Here is a 15,463-nt window from a genome sequence, read left to right as displayed (position 1 = left end):
TTAAGAGACAAGACCGGGGCGCTGGTTGGGCGCCCCGGTTGCACACGGCGGCTTCAGCAGACGCTGAGGTTCGGCGTGTAGTAGTTACCAGTGCTGGCCTTCATGTAGCCGGCGATGGAACAGTCGGGAACCTCCGACTTCCTCTTGCCGCCCCAGCTGTGCTTGATGTCCGAACCCGCCACCGCGGTCTTCCACGAGTCGAAGTAGAGAGCAGCACCGGTGTCCAGGGCGAGTCGGATGCTCACCTTGCTTCCAGCCGTCTTCTTGTACTCCGTCGCAGAGTAGTACAGCGAGCAGTTGTTGCTGACGAGACAGCCGTCGTCCCCGTGTATGTACAGCCTTCCGTTGGACAGGCTCGTGCTCTTGGAACCGAACGCGTAGGCATTGGCCCCGGACAGAACGAGCAGGCCGGTGAGCGTTGCGACTGCGAGTCGCTTCATCATGCTGAAAATCCTTCTGGTCAGGAAGGACTTGCCTCGCGGGCAAGATCATTGCATAGGGAAAGTACGAACGGGCAGTCCCCTCGGACAAGGCTCACCGCCACCCTTGACTCAAAGCCTGCACACACGCTTTGCACAGGTGCTGCCCGAAAAGACACACCTGGAACGCGGTCAAGCCCGCGTTACGCATGTCCCATATCTTTGACTTTGGGGTGACTCGGAGAAGAATCTCAGTCCGTGCATGGGCTGTTAAATGGTGTTCTGTTCGGCGAGTGGGTCGCGTAGGCCGCAGATGCTCAAGTGCCAGTGCCAGGTCGCGCGCCAAGTGCCCTATTGGCTGGCCTGAATCGATCCAGAGATCGTTCAGACCAGCGCGTGGAGGCCGAACGTCGCCGACCCCACGGATGGATCTCGCGCCGGCCTCGTGAGGACTCGCACTTCACCACCGGTCTCCTACACCTTCACCCTCCGCGCCGGGCAGATCCCGCTCGGCACACACGGCCTTGCCGACCGTGGTGCAGAGCCGAGCCGCGTACGCTGAGCGAGCGTACATGCACACGCTGTAGACAGTACCTGTAACGGGGAGTAACGACGGGCCGGTTGGACGGGACGCCCGAAACAGGCGGGGCGCGATGCGCGCGATGCGCGGGAACTGACCGAGATGGCGGTCGACGACGGCGGACCTGGTAGAGGTCGTGGATGGGGGCGCCGGCGGGGGCGCGGAAATCCGTTGGCCCGGGGGCGGGCGGCTCGCCTAGAATCTCCGCTCTTGCCCGCCTCCCCTCCCGGAGCGCCCCCACCCGGTCGGCAACCGGGTGGTTCTCCTCTCGCACCCTTCCCGCAGGTCTTCCGGAGGCATGCCCGTGTCCACGCCCGCCGTCGATCCCCTCGCGCGTGAGCGCTCCCACCTCGCCGCGTCCCGGTCCGCGCTGCGCGCCATGCGCGAGGACGTCGAGTCGCTCGACATCAGCCGCGTCACCCCGAACTGGGTGAGCGCCCAGGTCCTCGCGCGCGACGTCGCGGAGCGGATCAGGGCGCTCGCCGACCTGAGCGACACCCCGCTGTTCTTCGGCCGCCTCGACTACCTGCACGCGCCCGGTGCCGAACAGGCCGAGGGAGCCGCGGGCGAACGCTTCTACATCGGGCGTCGGCACGTGCACGACGCCGACGGCGACCCGATGGTGATCGACTGGCGGGCGCCGGTGTCGCAGCCGTTCTACCGGGCGTCGAAGAAGGACCCGATGGACGTCGGGCTGCGCCGCCGGTTCGGCTACACCGGCGGCGATCTCACCGCGTACGAGGACGAGCACCTGTCCGACCCGGCGGAGACGGCGCGTACCAGCCGGCTGCTCCAGCAGGAGATCGAGCGGCCGCGCGTGGGCCCGATGCGGGACATCGTGGCGACCATCCAGCCGGAACAGGACGAGATCGTCCGGGGCGGTCTGGGCGGGACGGTGTGCGTGCAGGGCGGGCCGGGGACCGGGAAGACGGCGGTGGGCCTGCACCGGGTGGCGTACCTGCTGTACGCCCACCGCGAGCGGCTGGCGCGCACCGGCACGCTGGTGATCGGCCCGAACCGGTCCTTCCTGCACTACATCGAGCAGGTGCTGCCCGCCCTGGGCGAGCTGGCGGTCCAGCAGGCCACGGTCGACGACCTGGTGGCGCACGTGGAGGTGCGCGGCACGGACGAGGCACCGGCCGCGGTGGTCAAGGGCGACGCCCGGATGGCCGAGGTGGTGCGCCGGGCCCTGTACGCGCACGTGGCGACGCCCGTGGAACCGGTGGTGGTGGTGCGCGGCTCGCGCCGCTGGCGGGTTCCGGCGTACGAGCTGGAGGAGATCGTGCGGGGCCTGCTCGACCGCGGCATCCGCTACGGCGCGGCCCGGGAGGCGCTGCCGCAGCGCATCGCGCACGCGGTGCTGGTGCGGATGGAGCAGTCGGGAGAGGCGCCGGACGACCGGGTGCAGGACGCGGTGGCTCGCAACAGCGCGGTGAAGGCGGCGGTGCGGGCGGTGTGGCCGGCGGTGGAGCCGGCGAAGCTGGTGCTGCGGCTGCTGGCGGACGCCGACTTCCTCGCCGAGCACGCCGCGGGGGTGCTGACCGAGGAGGAGCAGAAGGCGGTCCTGTGGGCGAAGCCGGCGCGCAGCGTGCGGACGGCGAAGTGGTCGGCCGCGGACGCCGTGCTGATCGACGAGGCGACGGACCTGATCGAGCGTACGCACTCGCTCGGGCACGTGGTGCTGGACGAGGCTCAGGATCTGTCCCCGATGCAGTACCGGGCCGTCGGCCGGCGCTGCTCCACCGGTTCGGCGACCGTGCTGGGCGATCTGGCGCAGGGCACCACACCGTGGGCGACGCGCGGTTGGGGGGAGGCGCTGGCCCACCTCGGCAAGGAGGACGCGGTGGTGGAGGAGCTGACCGCCGGTTTCCGGGTGCCGACGGACGTCATCGGGTACGCCTCCCGGCTGCTGCCGCACATCGCGCCGGGCCTGGCACCGGTGGCGTCGGTGCGGGAGAACCCGGGCTTCTTCGAGGTCCGCCCGGTCGGCGGGGCGGCCGAGGTGGTGGAGGCGTGCGCGGAACTACTGGACCGGGAGGGCTCGGTCGGGCTGATCGCCGCCGACGCGCGCGTCCCGGAGCTCTCCCGGGCGCTGGCCGCGGCCGGCACGCGGTACCTGGCGCCGGGTGAGGAGACGACCGCCGAGGTGCGTCTGACGCTGGTGCCCGCCTCGCTCGCGAAGGGCCTGGAGTACGACCACGTCGTCCTCGACGAGCCGCGGGCCGTGGTCGACGGGGAACCGGACGAGCGCACCGGCCTGCGCCGCCTGTACGTCGCCCTGACCAGGGCCGTCTCCGGCCTGATCCTCACCCACACGGCCCCGCTGCCGCTCCAGCTGGGCTGACTCGCAGGGCCGGCAGGGAGGCTGGGGCGCGGACCGCGCGGGCGGGGCTCCGCATTCGGCGGGCCTGCGGCAGGCGCGAGCGGTCTCCCGCCTGCCGCTCAGACCTCGACCCCGGCCGCGGCCGCAGCCCCGGCCCCGTCCAGCACGTTCCGCCACTGCGAGACCGCCTCCACCCCGACCGGGCCGTCCCAGCCGCCGGGGCGGGCCGCGCCGCCGATGTGGAAGGCGTCGATACCGGCGGACAGCAGCCGCGGCACGTGTTCCAGGCGGAGCCCGCCGCCGACCATGATGCGCTGCTCGTAGCCCGGCTCGCCGTACCGTGCGGCCTCCGCGCACAGGGTGGGCAGGCCGTCGTCGACGCCGGCCGCCGAGCCCGCCGTCAGGTAGGCGTCCAGGCCGGGCTGCCCGTCGAGCTGCTTGCGCAGCGCGTCGCGGTCGGCGGCCCGGTCGATGGCCCGGTGGAAGGTCCAACGGCAGCCGTCCAGTGCGTCCACGACGCGTTCCACGGCCGCCAGGTCGACCGCTCCGTCCTCGTCGAGGAAGCCGAGCACGAACTCGTCGGCACCGGCCGCCCGCAGTTCGCCGGCGACGTCCAGCAGCCGCGCCGTCTGGTCGGCGCTGCCCGCGGCGAACCCGTCCGCCAGGCGGAGCATCACGCGCAGGTCGACGTCGACCGCGGCGCGGATCCCGGCGAAGGTCGCCACGGACGGGGTGAGCCCGTCGGCGGCCATGTCGGTGACCAGCTCCAGCCGGTCCGCACCTCCGGCCTGGGCGGCGACCGCGTCCTCGGTGTCGAGCGCGATCACCTCCAGGACTGCACGCTTGCTCATGGGACCCCATTCGTCGGCTTCAGCGGGCGGCTCAGGTCTAGTCCACACAGGTCTAGTCCAATTAGGATACCGTCCGCCCGCGGACCCCGAAGAGCCGCGGATCAGCCGAAGATGTTCAGCTCCCCTTCCTCCGCTCCGGCCAGCTCGTACTCCGCCCCCGCCACCGGACGCCCCGCGTACAGCCGCACCAGCGTGGCGGAGTCGCCGATGAACCGCGCGGGCGTGCGCACCTGCGACAGGCCGCCCAGCTTCAGCGGCTCGTCCACGTCGTCCAGGTCGGCGTGCAGCGGCAGGCGGTCCCGCTCCCACGTCACCCGCGCCAGCAGCGCGAGCGCGTGCGGCAGCCCGGCCCCGCCGTACGCACCGGGCAGGCCCAGGGCGTCGCGCACGTCACCGGCGTGCACCCACTCGCCCAGCGCGACCCCGTCCAGCACCCCGCCCGCCTCGGCGATCACCGGACCGGCCTCGGTCATACCGCGCTCCAGCTCGTCCACCACCTGCGCGTCGCTCCAGGCGGACCGCTCGGCGATGTCGCGGTCGTTGCACTCGGGCGAGAACACCCCCTCCTCGAAGCGGCTCTCCACCACCCGCATCAGCGCGGACGAGCAGTGCGCCACCACGTCCCGCACGGACCAGCCCGGACACGCCGCCACCGGCCGGGCGAAGTCCGCCTCCGACCGCTCCCGCAGCATCGGCACCAGCACGTCGCGCTCGACGGCCAACAGCCGTCCGGGCAGTTCGGCATCACGTACAGACACGTCAGTCATGGGTCCACGCTAGTGCCGAGTGCACCTCCCACCCTCTTCACCGGGCGCGTCGCTCCCAGGCAGAGGTCCAGGCACCCGGACGGCCCGTGAGCACCCCGAGGATGCGCCCGGAGTGGTCGCCCGGCCTCCGATTCGGGCGGGCGGCCATCAGTCGAGACATTCCGCTACGACTCGCGGAGATGACAGACCCCCTGCAGCACGCGGGGTGTCCGCCGCCTGGCCATCGTGCTCGCTCTCTGTATTTCTATGCCTCAGCCGTTGTCGGCACACCCCTGGACCACAACTCCTCGGCGTGGTCGGCGAATCGGGCGAACATACCGCTGTCACCGAACCTTCGCAGGTGCAGCAGGGGCGAGTCGTGGCCGACCAGTCGCGCCAGATGAGGTGTGACCAGCGCCTCGTCATCGAAACGGAAGACCGACAGCGACACGTGATTGGTCGCGTCGGCCGCAGCGGAGAAACGCGCCTGAAGGTTCTCGTGGCTGCCGAGTTTGCCCAGGTGTTCGAGCGTGATCCGGATACGCGTGGACACGGCGAGCGCCACATCCTCGATCTGTTCCCGGCTGCGTGTCACCTCGCCGTCGGGGTCGCCCAGCAGGAAGCGCACACGGCACCCGCTGTCGAGTTTCCGCCGCAGCGTCGAGACGAAGACCGGCTGGTCGATCCAGAGGAAGTAGTTCGTGTATCCGGCGAAGAGGATATCCGTTGCGGACTTCTCGACGAGTCCGGCCCAAACCGTCGACGGGCAGGAGGACCGGTAGGGGTAGGAGCGGATGATTTCTCGGTCTCCACCGGTCTTGATCCGGCCCTTGACCGCTTTCGGCCACAACATTTCTTCGTCAACTCCCAACGCCCTGCCAGCGTCTTCCCGGTTTCTGGCGTGCGGGATCAGTTCGGCGTCCGCCAGCCACCTTTCAACGGTCTTGCCGGACACGCCCACCCGTGCCGCCAGCCGTCTGGGCGACACGTTGGCCGACTGCATAGCCGATCTCAGCGCACTGTTCAAGACTCCCCCGGAGACGTTTGGGCGTTCTTCCACGCTACTGCCGAGACGTCCCGGATGACGCCGGATCTGTCACGAAACATCCTTGAGGGGGCGTCAGCATGGCTGCACGCAAGGACCCCCGCAACCGTGCGAGCGGTCCGGGGGCATGGCCGCCGCTTCCAAGGAGCGATGACGTGATGGACCTTATCCGAGCGGCCCTCGAACGCCTGAGGGCACTCCCGCTCGGTCGATGCGCCCTAGGCCGGCACCTCGCGGCCCCCGCCCTGCCGCCGCCGGCGACCCCGCACGGCACCGCTCCCCACGTATGGGGAGCGGTGCTCGTCAGCAGGGCGGCCGGGCTGCGCGCCCGCGACCTCGGGGCCCCCCGTACGGTGCGGCCCCTGCGCGGTCCGCGCTGGGCGCTGCCTCCGGCAGACTGGGCGGTTTTCAAGCCGTGCTCGGGCCGCGCGGGCACCTCTCCCGATCCCGTCTGCACCTGCCCCGAGTACGCCCCCCGGACAGACGCCCGGAACGTCGGGCAGGGGGCCGGACAGTGACGATGACGCTTGCCGTGTACCGGATCGATACGGAAACCGGCGCCCGCACTCAGGTCCGGGAGAAGCGCACCGTGGAACCCGGTGAGGTGCCGGACACCGCCTCCGCACTTCCGCCGTGCACCTGCCCGCACTGCACGAGCGGAGCAGCGCGGCTGTATGCCAAGGTGAGGGAAGTCAATCTACGCAGCCGCGGTGGATCGTGAGCGGCTCGCCCTCGGCGGACACCTCAACCATGTCCGCCGAGTGCGGAGTTGCGCAACGCGCCGAGTACAAGGGCCTGCACAAGGACTGCCGCCGAACCAGGGACGTCCCTCTTCCGGGGGCTACCGGCATTCTGCTGGTGCCTCGCTGCACCTGCACCTGTCATCCGTCCGGCGGGCGGGCGGGAGCCTGAACTGAGCAACACACCCGGTGGTCGCCGTCCCGGGGCGCTGCGAGGCGCGAGGGCAGTAAGGACGCCCCCCCTGTGGGCCGAGTGCCGGGTGCCGGCAGGGCGGGATGCCGAACGGCGCGGACGGCGACGTTCCCCCGCGGCCGCCCGGAGGGACAGGCACGAGGACTCCGGTGTCCTCTCCGCCGACCCGGCCGGCCTGGTCGCCCTCGTCAGCGCCGCGGCCCGGTGCGCGGCCGGAAGGCAGGCGCCGGGAGACAGGCGCCGGGAACAATGGCGGCATGGCCGACACCGATGCTCTGCGTGCCCGCTTCGCCCTCGCCCTTGAGGGAGCCCGCGGCTCCGCCGAGGGCCCGGACCCGGCGCCGTACGCGGAGAACCTGCTCGCCCGCTGGGCCGAACCCCAGCGCCGCTACCACACGCTCACTCACCTCACCGCCGTCCTCGACCACATCGACGGCCCGCTGGCCGGGTACGCCGCCGAGCCCGACGTCGTCCGGCTGGCCGCCTGGTTCCACGACGCGGTCTACCTGCCCGACCGTTCGGAGAACGAGGACCGGTCGGCGCGGCTCGCCGAGCGCGCCCTGCCCGAGGCCGGGGTGGGCGGTGCGAGGACCGCCGAGGTGGCACGGCTGGTGCGGCTGACCGTCGGTCACGACCCCGCGGACGACGACCGCGACGGGCAGGTGCTGTGCGACGCCGACCTGGCGATCCTCGCCGCGCCGCCGGCGGCGTACGCCCACTACACCGCCGAGGTCCGCGAGGAGTACCACTTCGTGCCCAGCGACGCCTTCCGCGCCGGCCGGGCCGAGGTGCTGCGCCGACTGCTCGCGCTGCCCCGGCTGTTCCGCACTCCGTACGGGCAGCGGGAATGGGAGGCCACGGCCCGCTACAACCTCACCGCCGAGCTGGAAATGCTGTCGCCCTGACCGGTCCGGCCGCCTACGCTGCCCGCATGCTGAGCATGGGCGGGGAACAGGTGGAGCAGGCCGTCGCGAGCTGCGTGGCGGCGCTGCGGCCGGCGGTGGACCGGGACTGGGAGGCGGTGCGGGCCCGCGGGTTGGAGTGGGACTGCCGTCGGACGGCCGAGCACATCGCGGGCTGCCTGCTGGCCTACGCCGGGCAGCTCGCCGGACGCGCCCGGGACGCGTACGTGCCCTTCGAGATCACCCTCGGCGGCACCGACGACGGACTCGACCGGGCCGACAACGCCGGTCTGCTGCACGTGATCGAGACGACCGGCGCCCTGCTGGCCGCCACCGTGCGGACGACGCCGCGCGAGGTCCGCGCCTTCCACCCCTACCCGTTCCGCAGCGCGGGCCGCGAGGGCTTCGCCGCGATGGGCGTCGCCGAGACGCTGCTGCACACGTACGACGTCACCCGGGGGCTCGGCCTGCCCTACGAGCCGCCCGCCGAGCTGTGCGAGGGCGTCCTCGCCGGCATCTTCCCGCACGTGCGGCCCGGCCCCGCCGCGTGGCCGACGCTGCTGTGGGCGACCGGCCGCGGCGAGCTGCCCGGCCGCGCCCCGGTCACCGAGTGGCACTGGAGCAACACCCTGGTACTGCCCGCGGACCGCCTCACCCTCCAGGGCATCTCCCCGGCGTCCGCACGCGACCTGTCGCTGGGCGGCGACGGCGGCTTCGACTGGGCCGGCGGCGGGCCGTACCAGGGCACCCGGGACGCGGCGGGGATGCTGATGAAGGCGTACGAGGCGGGCACGCACCGGCCGGAGTGGGGCGTGTTCGCGCTGGTGCGCCGCGAGGACGGGCGCGCGGTCGGCGGCCTGGGCTTCCACGGCTCCCCGGACGAGGACGGGCGCGCGGAGATCGGCTACGACCTGGTCGAGGCCGCACGCGGCCAGGGCTACGCCACCGAGGCGGTGCGCGCGCTGGCGGAGTGGGCGCTGGCCCGGGACGGCGTACGGGCGCTGTTCGCGACGGTCGATCGGGCCAACACGCCCTCGCAGCGGGTCCTGGGCCGCGCCGGGTTCCGGAAGGCCGGCGGGGACGAGGAGCAGCTCGCCTACGAGCGGAGCTGAGTGCGGCCGCCCGGCGGGCCGGGCGGCGCCGGCGAAACACTCAGGGCTGTGGCCGGGAGCGCCGGTGCTTGGGCCTGCGCAGGCCGGCGGCGTACAGCAGCCGCACCACCTCGCGGCTGCTGACCTCGACCGCGCCGGCCCGCACCACGTCCGCGTACCGGTCCGAGGGGATGTCGTAGTGGTCGCGTTCGAAGGCGCGGCGGGGCACGCCCAACCCGTCGGCGAACGCGTGGAGTTCGCCGTAGGAGGCGTCGCTGACCAGGTGCGACCACAGGCGGCCGTGGCCCGGCCAGGCAGGCGGGTCGATGTAGACGGTCATGAGGAGGGCGTCGACCCTCCGGTGGCGGCGCCCAGCGAGCCGACGGCGGCGACCTTCACGCCCGCCTGGTGGCACACCCAGTGCGGGTCGGCCCCCAGCTCCGGCTCGACCTCCAGGGCGTGCGGGTCACCGGAGCCGCACACCGGGCACAGCGGCCAGCGGCCGTAGCGCTCCAGCAGGGCGTCCTGCACGTCCTGCGCGACCAGCCCGGCCACGTAGTCGGCACCCTCCGGCCACTGCTCCACCCACCAGCGCCGCTCGGTCACGGACTCCTCGACCAGGGACACCACGTCCGCGTCGGCGACATCACGGGCGATCAGGTCCGCGAGCACGAGGGCGCGCGCCGCGTGCAAGACCTGCTCCAGAGGGCTGATGGGATCCATGCCTCCCATTGTGCGCACTCTTGACCCGCCCCCCTGCCGAAAATAGCTTTCAGGTGTGACCCATGACGTGAAGGAAATTTTCGGCGGGGCGCTGGCGGCCAAGGTGCGCACCCTCGCGCCCTCCATGACGCGATCCATGCAGCGGGTGGCCGAGGCCGTCGCGGGCGACCCGGCCGGCTGCGCGGCCCTCACGGTCACCGGCCTGGCCGAGCGCACCGGCACCAGCGAGGCCACCGTCGTCCGCACCGCCCGGCTGCTCGGCTATCCCGGCTACCGCGATCTGCGGCTCGCCCTCGCCGGTCTCGCCGCCCAGCAGCAGTCCGGCCGCGCACCCGCCATCACCACCGACATCGCGGTCGACGACCCGATCGCGGACGTGGTGACCAAGCTGGCCTACGACGAGCAGCAGACCCTCGCCGACACCGCGGCCTGCCTGGACACCGCACAACTCGGCGCGGCCGTCACCGCGGCGGCCGCCGCCCGCCGCATCGACGTCTACGGGATCGGCGCCTCCGGACTGGTCGCCCAGGACCTCACCCAGAAGCTGCTGCGGATAGGCGGCATCGCGCACGCCCACAGCGATCCGCACCTGGCCGTCACCAACGCGGTGCAGCTGCGCTCCGGGGACGTGGCGATCGCGATCACGCACTCCGGCTCGACGGGCGACGTGATCGAGCCGCTGCGGGTCGCCTTCGAGCACGGCGCCACCACGGTGGCGATCACCGGCCGCCCGGACAGCCCGGTCACCCAGTACGCCGACCACGTCCTGACCACGTCCACCGCACGGGAGAGCGAACTGCGACCGGCCGCGATGTCCTCCCGGACCGGCCAACTACTGGTCGTCGACTGCCTGTTCGTGGGGGTCGCGCAGCGGACGTACGCGACCGCGGCACCGGCGCTGGCGGCGTCCTACGAGGCGCTGGCGCACCGGCACCGCAGGTAGGCCGCAGCGCGGACGAGGACGACCGCGAGCCGCGCGGAGCCGCCGCCCCCGACCGGGCCGCCGCCGCGCCCGGCCCGCACCGCCCGCACCGTGGGACCGGCGAGGCCGTACGACCACCGGGCTCCTTCGACCACCGGGCTCCTGCCGCCGGGCCCCCTACGACCGGCGGGCCCGCGGACCGCGGCCCGGACCACGGCCGAGCCCGTACACCACCGGGCCCCACGACCGTCACACCCCCTGCGCCCCCGACGCCCCCAACGACCGTCCAACCCAACGACCGTCCAGCCCAACAACCTTCCAGCCCAAGGACCTTCACGCCCCCGCGACCGGACGTCCTCGCCCGCCGCCCCCGAACACCGACACCCACCCCCACACCCACGCACCCACGCACCCACGCACCCGCACGTCCGCGTCCCTCCGGCAGGACACCGCACCCGAGCCGGCCGGGCACCGCACCCGAGTGGAAGAGAGCCGCCCTCCGATGACCTCCACCTCCGGCCCCCGTGACCTGCGCTCCGAACTGGCCGCGCTGACCACCGAGGCGTTCCGCCCCGAACTCGCCGACATCGACCGCCTCCCCACCCTCGACATCGCCCGGCTGATGAACGGCGAGGACGCGCACGTGCCCGCCGCGGTGGCCCGGCGGCTGCCGGAGATCGCCGCGGCGGTCGACGCGGTGGCGGAGCGGATGGGGCGCGGCGGGCGGCTGGTGTACGCCGGCGCGGGCACCGCCGGCCGGCTGGGCGTGCTGGACGCCTCGGAGTGCCCGCCCACCTTCAACACCGGTCCCGAGCAGGTCGTCGGCCTGATCGCGGGCGGCCCGCCGGCCATGGTCGCCTCGGTGGAGGGCGCCGAGGACTCCGCCGAACTGGCCCGGGCCGACCTGGACGCGCTCGGGCTGACCGCGCGGGACACGGTGGTCGGCGTGTCCGCCTCCGGCCGCACGCCCTACGCCCTCGGCGCGGTGCGGCACGCGCGGTCGCTGGGCGCGCTGACCGTCGGCCTGGCCTGCAACGCGGACAGCGCGCTGGCGGCGGCCGCCGAGCACGGCATCGAGGTGGTCACCGGGCCCGAGCTGATCACCGGCTCCACCCGGCTGAAGGCGGGCACGGCGCAGAAGCTGGTCCTCAACATGCTGTCGACGATCACCATGATCCGCCTGGGGAAGACGTACGGGAACCTGATGGTCGACGTGCGCGCCTCCAACGACAAGCTGCGGGCCCGCTCCCGGCGGATCGTCGCGCTGGCGACCGGCGCGGGTGAGGAGGAGGTGGAACGGGCCCTGACCGCGGCGGACGGCGAGGTGAAGAACGCGGTCCTGATCGTCCTGGCGGACGTGGACGGGCCGGCGGCGGCCCGCCTGCTGGCGGAGTCCGGGGGCCGCCTGCGCGCCGCGCTGGCGGCGGCGCGGGACTGAGCGTCCGGGCGCCGCGCCGGTCGGCTCCGCGCGGACACCGCCCGCTGCCGTGGCGCGGGCGGGATGTCGCCGGGTGGGCTGCGGCCGCGGCGCGCGAACCCGCACACTTGCACCATGAACCACGCTCAGCTCACCGCTCTGGGACGCGCCCTCCGGCTTCTCGGCGAACACGGGGAGGTGCTGACGGCCGACACCCCCGACGACCGGCTGCGGGAGGTCGGGGCGGACCTGCGGCGCGCGCTGGACCTGTGGGAGGAGGGTGTGACGACGGCCGCGCCGGCCACCCGCTGCGCGGAGCATCCCAACGGGCCGGTCGACGAGAGCGCCCCCGACCTGTGCCTGCTGTGCGAGACGCGGCGGCGCGCGGCGCGCCGCTCGGAGCTGGGCGGCGGGCCGTACGGCCGCTCGCGCCCGGCCGCGGAGTCGGGCGAGCGGGTGCCGTCCCGCTACGGGGTGCGGGCCGACCGTCCGCAGCCGCAGCAGCGCTGGCTGCCGGAGCTGTGGAACGGCCGCGAGTGGCAGTTGTGCGGAACCCCGCGCCACGACCGCCAGGAGGCGGAGGCCTATCTCGCCGCCCAGCGGCGCGGCCCGCGGGCCGCGCCGGCGTACCGGCTCGTCCACGAGTTCACCGACTACGAGGTGTTGCGGGTGTGGGGGGTGCCGGTCCGGACGGACATCGAGCCGATGGGCAACGCCTGAAGTGCTCTCCCGGCTGAAGCCGGGAGATTCCAGCCGTCATGACGGCCGGTTGCCCCGAAAGGTTATCGGCCTATCCCTGCCCCTGCCCCTGGCCTGCGCTCTGGGCTGGATGCTGCCCCTGCCGTTGACCCTGTCCCTGCCGCTGGCCCTGTCCCGGCCCCTGCCGCTGGGTCCGGCCCTGACCGGCGCCCCTACGGTTGCCCCCGGTGCGGTCATGGGCCGGGGCATCGATCGGTGTGCCGCGGTAGCAGCCCACGGTGTAGGGGAATTCCAGGGTGGCGCTGTAGTGGTACATCGTCGTCTCTTTGCCGTTCCACATCACCTTGCTGGTACGGCCGTGGCAGCCGTCGAGGTCGGCGTTGGTGGGCAGGTTGCCCTTGTCGTCCCGTTCGACGTAGATACCGAAGCCGTCCAGCGCGTACCCGACCAGGGTCGAGCCCTTTTCCGTGGCCGCGGAGAGCAGGCAGGACGGAATGTCGTGGTAGTGGTAGTCCTCCGCGCCGTCGGGATGGCCGTCGCACATGTCCTGGGTCTCGTGGGCCGCCGCGTCCCGTCCCGCGTCGTCGAGGGCGTTGTAGAGGTAGACGCCGTTCTTGAGGATGCCGATGGCTCCCATGGACAGGCAGCTGGGGTTGTCGGCGAGGCTCGGGTTGAGCGGCAGGGTGAGGTTGACGGTCGTCGCCGTGATGGCGTTCGGGTTGGTGTCGTACTGGTAGGCCGGGTCGGACCGCTGGATGGGGAAGGTGCCGGTGCTCTGGTGGGTCGGCAGGTCCTTGGAGGTGATGACCCGGGATTCGCCCCGGACGGTCTCGTCGTACTCGGCGTCCGGCCAGCTGTGCCGGCCCTGCACCCGCACCTTCGAGGTGGAGTCCCACGTCTTGTTCGTAGTGTCCGTCCAGGGACCGTCGTGGCGTGCCCCGCCGGGGCGGAAGGAGGTCTGACATGAGTAGACGTCCCCGGTCTGCGCAGCGGTCGAGACCTTGTCGTCGCCGAGCGGGATCTTCTCGGGGTCGGTGACCCCGGACCAGGACGCGGGGACTCCTCCGCCGGCCACCGACGGCGCCGGGCTCACGGACTGCCCGGGCGAGGACTGCCGTCCGGGGGAGGAAGGGGCCGCGGACGTGCAGGCCGCCAGGAGCACCGTACCGCTCGCCATGGCCAGCCCTCGCAGCGCGAACCTGGCCGATTTCACAGTCGCTGTCACGGTCGTTCCTTTGCTCGGGAGGGTGATGACGGGTCGGACTCGGACACCCGGCCGGCGCGGTCCCGGGCCCAGCCGGTCCGTCGAGCGAGAACGTTGGCAGTCTCAGGGGCTCGATCCCCTGAGGCCTTCCTGAAGGTTGGCTGAAGCCTCACGAGCGGCCGGTCCACCCGGCGCCGGCGGCCGGGGCAGGCGCACCAGAAAGGTGGCGCCGCCGCCAGGGGTCTCCAGCGCGGTCACCGTCCCGTCGCAGCTGCTCACCAGCGCCGCCACGATGGCGAGCCCGAGACCTGAGCCGGTTCCGGACCGCGTGCGCGCCCGGGAGCTGTCGGGACGGAAGAAGCGCTCGAAGACGTACGGGCGGTCGGCGGCCGCGATCCCGGGGCCGTCGTCGATCACCCGTATCCCGACCACCGGCCCGTCCGCCTCGACGGTGATCCGGGTGACGGTGCCGGGCGGCGTGTGGGTGCGGACGTTCGCCAGCAGGTTCCCGATCACCTGCCGCAGCCGCAGCGCGTTCGCGCGGACGGAGACGGCCGGGCCGGTCGCGAGGTCCAGTTCGACCCGGTGGGCGGGGCCGAAGGCGCGGTGTTCCTCGACCGCGTCCCGAAGGACGCCGGCCACCTCCACGTCCGTGTCCACATCCGTGTCCGCGGCCTCGTGATCGAGGCGTGCGAGGAGGAGCAGATCCTCCACCAGGCCGGTCATCCGCTCCGTCTCCGCGGCGATCCGGATCATCGCCCGTTCGAGCAGCGGACCGGGCGGCAGCCCGCCGCGGCCATGAAGCTCGGCGTAGCCGCGGATGAGCGCCAGGGGCGTACGCAGTTCGTGGGAGGCGTCGGCTGCGAACCGCTCCAGCCTGAGCCGGGCGGCCTCGCGGGCGGCGAGGGACGCGTCGAGCTGGACGAGCATGTGATCGAAGCCCGTGGCCAGCCGTCCGACCTCGTCGCGGGTGTTGCGGGGCCTGGTGCGGCGCGTCAGGTCACCGGCAGCCACCGCCTCCGTGGCGTCGATCAGGTCGTCCAAGGGCCGAAGTTGTCGTCGTACCGCCCACCAGCCGACGCCGCCGCCGAGCGCCACGACGGCGCCGCCGCCGAGCAGCAGGCTCCCCAGCAGCAGGTCGGTCGTCCGGGCCGCCTCCGCCAGCGACACGGCGAAGACGGTCACGCCGCCGTCGGGCCGGCGGACCGCGGTCCAGTGGTACTCCAGCGTCCCGTCGACGCTTCCGGCGCTCCTGATCCGGCCGTCCGGGCCGCCGGACAGCGCGGTCTTCCAGGAGACGTCCGGCAGCGGATCCAGGTCCCCGGTCAGCTCCGAGGGCACGGCCTCTTCAAGGCGCCCCCGCGTGCCGAAGCGCAGCAGGGCGACCTGCCGGGCCGCAGGTTGTTCCCTGCCCGGCCGATTCCCGGACTGCGCCGACTGACCCGGCTGTGCCGACTGCGGCTGGGCGCGGGCGCGCAGGAGCCGCGCGTCGGCCTCGGCGACGAGGTTCGACCGGGTCCACCACAGAGTGCCGCCGCCCAGAACCGCCACCGACGCGGTGAGCAGCACGGCCACCAGGAGGGCCAGACGCGCGCGCAGCCGCATGAC

14 protein-coding genes are annotated in these 15,463 nt (G+C 73.0%); 6 read left to right on the top strand and 8 right to left on the bottom strand.

Annotation, left to right across the window (positions count from 1 at the left end; all coding sequences use genetic code 11):
• Window positions 1-53: 53 nt before the first annotated feature.
• The gene (locus ACL02U_RS09555) at window positions 54-443 is read right to left on the bottom strand and encodes a hypothetical protein (protein ID WP_412790247.1); all 390 of its coding nucleotides are present in this window, start codon (window positions 441-443) and stop codon (window positions 54-56) included.
• A gap of 854 nt (window positions 444-1,297) precedes the next feature.
• On the opposite strand from ACL02U_RS09555, the gene ACL02U_RS09550 reads away from it, so the two are divergent.
• Window positions 1,298-3,343 carry a HelD family protein gene (locus tag ACL02U_RS09550; RefSeq protein ID WP_412790246.1) on the top strand — a complete coding sequence of 682 codons (2,046 nt, stop codon included), beginning with the start codon at window positions 1,298-1,300 and terminating at the stop codon, window positions 3,341-3,343.
• Window positions 3,344-3,441: 98 nt separating this feature from the next.
• On the opposite strand, the gene ACL02U_RS09545 is transcribed toward ACL02U_RS09550, so the two are convergent.
• The 3 genes from ACL02U_RS09545 to ACL02U_RS09535 form a co-directional block, all read right to left on the bottom strand.
• Entirely contained in the window at window positions 3,442-4,173 is a 732-nt protein-coding gene (locus ACL02U_RS09545; RefSeq protein WP_412790245.1) for a copper homeostasis protein CutC, read from the bottom strand.
• Window positions 4,174-4,274: 101 nt separating this feature from the next.
• The gene (locus ACL02U_RS09540) at window positions 4,275-4,940 is read right to left on the bottom strand and encodes a maleylpyruvate isomerase family mycothiol-dependent enzyme (protein ID WP_412790244.1); all 666 of its coding nucleotides are present in this window, start codon (window positions 4,938-4,940) and stop codon (window positions 4,275-4,277) included.
• Window positions 4,941-5,184: 244 nt separating this feature from the next.
• Entirely contained in the window at window positions 5,185-5,946 is a 762-nt protein-coding gene (locus tag ACL02U_RS09535; protein WP_412790243.1) for an XRE family transcriptional regulator, read from the bottom strand.
• 1,208 nt (window positions 5,947-7,154) lie between these two features.
• Here ACL02U_RS09535 and ACL02U_RS09530 point away from each other — a divergent pair.
• Window positions 7,155-7,802, top strand: a complete 648-nt coding sequence (locus ACL02U_RS09530) for a hypothetical protein (RefSeq protein WP_412790242.1) — start codon at window positions 7,155-7,157, stop codon at window positions 7,800-7,802.
• Window positions 7,803-7,828: 26 nt separating this feature from the next.
• Window positions 7,829-8,911 (top strand): GNAT family N-acetyltransferase, encoded by a 1,083-nt coding sequence (locus ACL02U_RS09525; protein ID WP_412790241.1) that lies wholly within the window; start codon window positions 7,829-7,831, stop codon window positions 8,909-8,911.
• 40 nt (window positions 8,912-8,951) lie between these two features.
• On the opposite strand, the gene ACL02U_RS09520 is transcribed toward ACL02U_RS09525, so the two are convergent.
• Together ACL02U_RS09520 and ACL02U_RS09515 are read right to left on the bottom strand one after the other, a co-directional pair.
• Complete coding sequence (locus ACL02U_RS09520; RefSeq protein ID WP_412790240.1) at window positions 8,952-9,230, bottom strand: DUF4031 domain-containing protein; 279 nt, start codon at window positions 9,228-9,230, stop codon at window positions 8,952-8,954.
• Entirely contained in the window at window positions 9,227-9,613 is a 387-nt protein-coding gene (locus ACL02U_RS09515; protein WP_412790239.1) for a hypothetical protein, read from the bottom strand. The genes ACL02U_RS09520 and ACL02U_RS09515 overlap by 4 nt, the downstream gene beginning before the upstream one ends.
• A 55-nt stretch (window positions 9,614-9,668) precedes the next feature.
• On the opposite strand from ACL02U_RS09515, the gene ACL02U_RS09510 reads away from it, so the two are divergent.
• The 3 genes from ACL02U_RS09510 (at window position 9,669) to ACL02U_RS09500 (ending at window position 12,672) form a co-directional block, all read left to right on the top strand.
• A complete protein-coding gene (locus tag ACL02U_RS09510) occupies window positions 9,669-10,556 on the top strand; it encodes a MurR/RpiR family transcriptional regulator (RefSeq protein ID WP_412790238.1) in 888 nt (295 codons plus the stop codon).
• 481 nt (window positions 10,557-11,037) lie between these two features.
• Window positions 11,038-11,973 carry an N-acetylmuramic acid 6-phosphate etherase gene (gene murQ, locus ACL02U_RS09505; RefSeq protein ID WP_412790237.1) on the top strand — a complete coding sequence of 312 codons (936 nt, stop codon included), beginning with the start codon at window positions 11,038-11,040 and terminating at the stop codon, window positions 11,971-11,973.
• Window positions 11,974-12,087: 114 nt separating this feature from the next.
• The gene (locus ACL02U_RS09500) at window positions 12,088-12,672 is read left to right on the top strand and encodes a hypothetical protein (RefSeq protein WP_412790236.1); all 585 of its coding nucleotides are present in this window, start codon (window positions 12,088-12,090) and stop codon (window positions 12,670-12,672) included.
• Between the two features lie 70 nt (window positions 12,673-12,742).
• Here the strand turns inward: ACL02U_RS09500 and ACL02U_RS09495 are convergent, their stop codons facing one another.
• Window positions 12,743-13,876: a YHYH protein gene (locus ACL02U_RS09495; RefSeq protein ID WP_412790235.1), complete on the bottom strand. Its 1,134-nt coding sequence runs from the start codon at window positions 13,874-13,876 to the stop codon at window positions 12,743-12,745.
• A 102-nt stretch (window positions 13,877-13,978) separates the two neighbouring features.
• Complete coding sequence (locus ACL02U_RS09490; RefSeq protein ID WP_412790234.1) at window positions 13,979-15,460, bottom strand: sensor histidine kinase; 1,482 nt, start codon at window positions 15,458-15,460, stop codon at window positions 13,979-13,981.
• Between the last annotated feature and the right edge of the window lie 3 nt (window positions 15,461-15,463).

Source organism: Streptomyces sp. MS06 (genome assembly GCF_047200655.1).
In the GTDB taxonomy this organism is placed as follows: domain Bacteria; phylum Actinomycetota; class Actinomycetes; order Streptomycetales; family Streptomycetaceae; genus Streptomyces.
The sequence above is the reverse complement of the archived record's forward strand: the minus strand, read 5'-3'. Positions and strand labels throughout refer to the sequence as shown.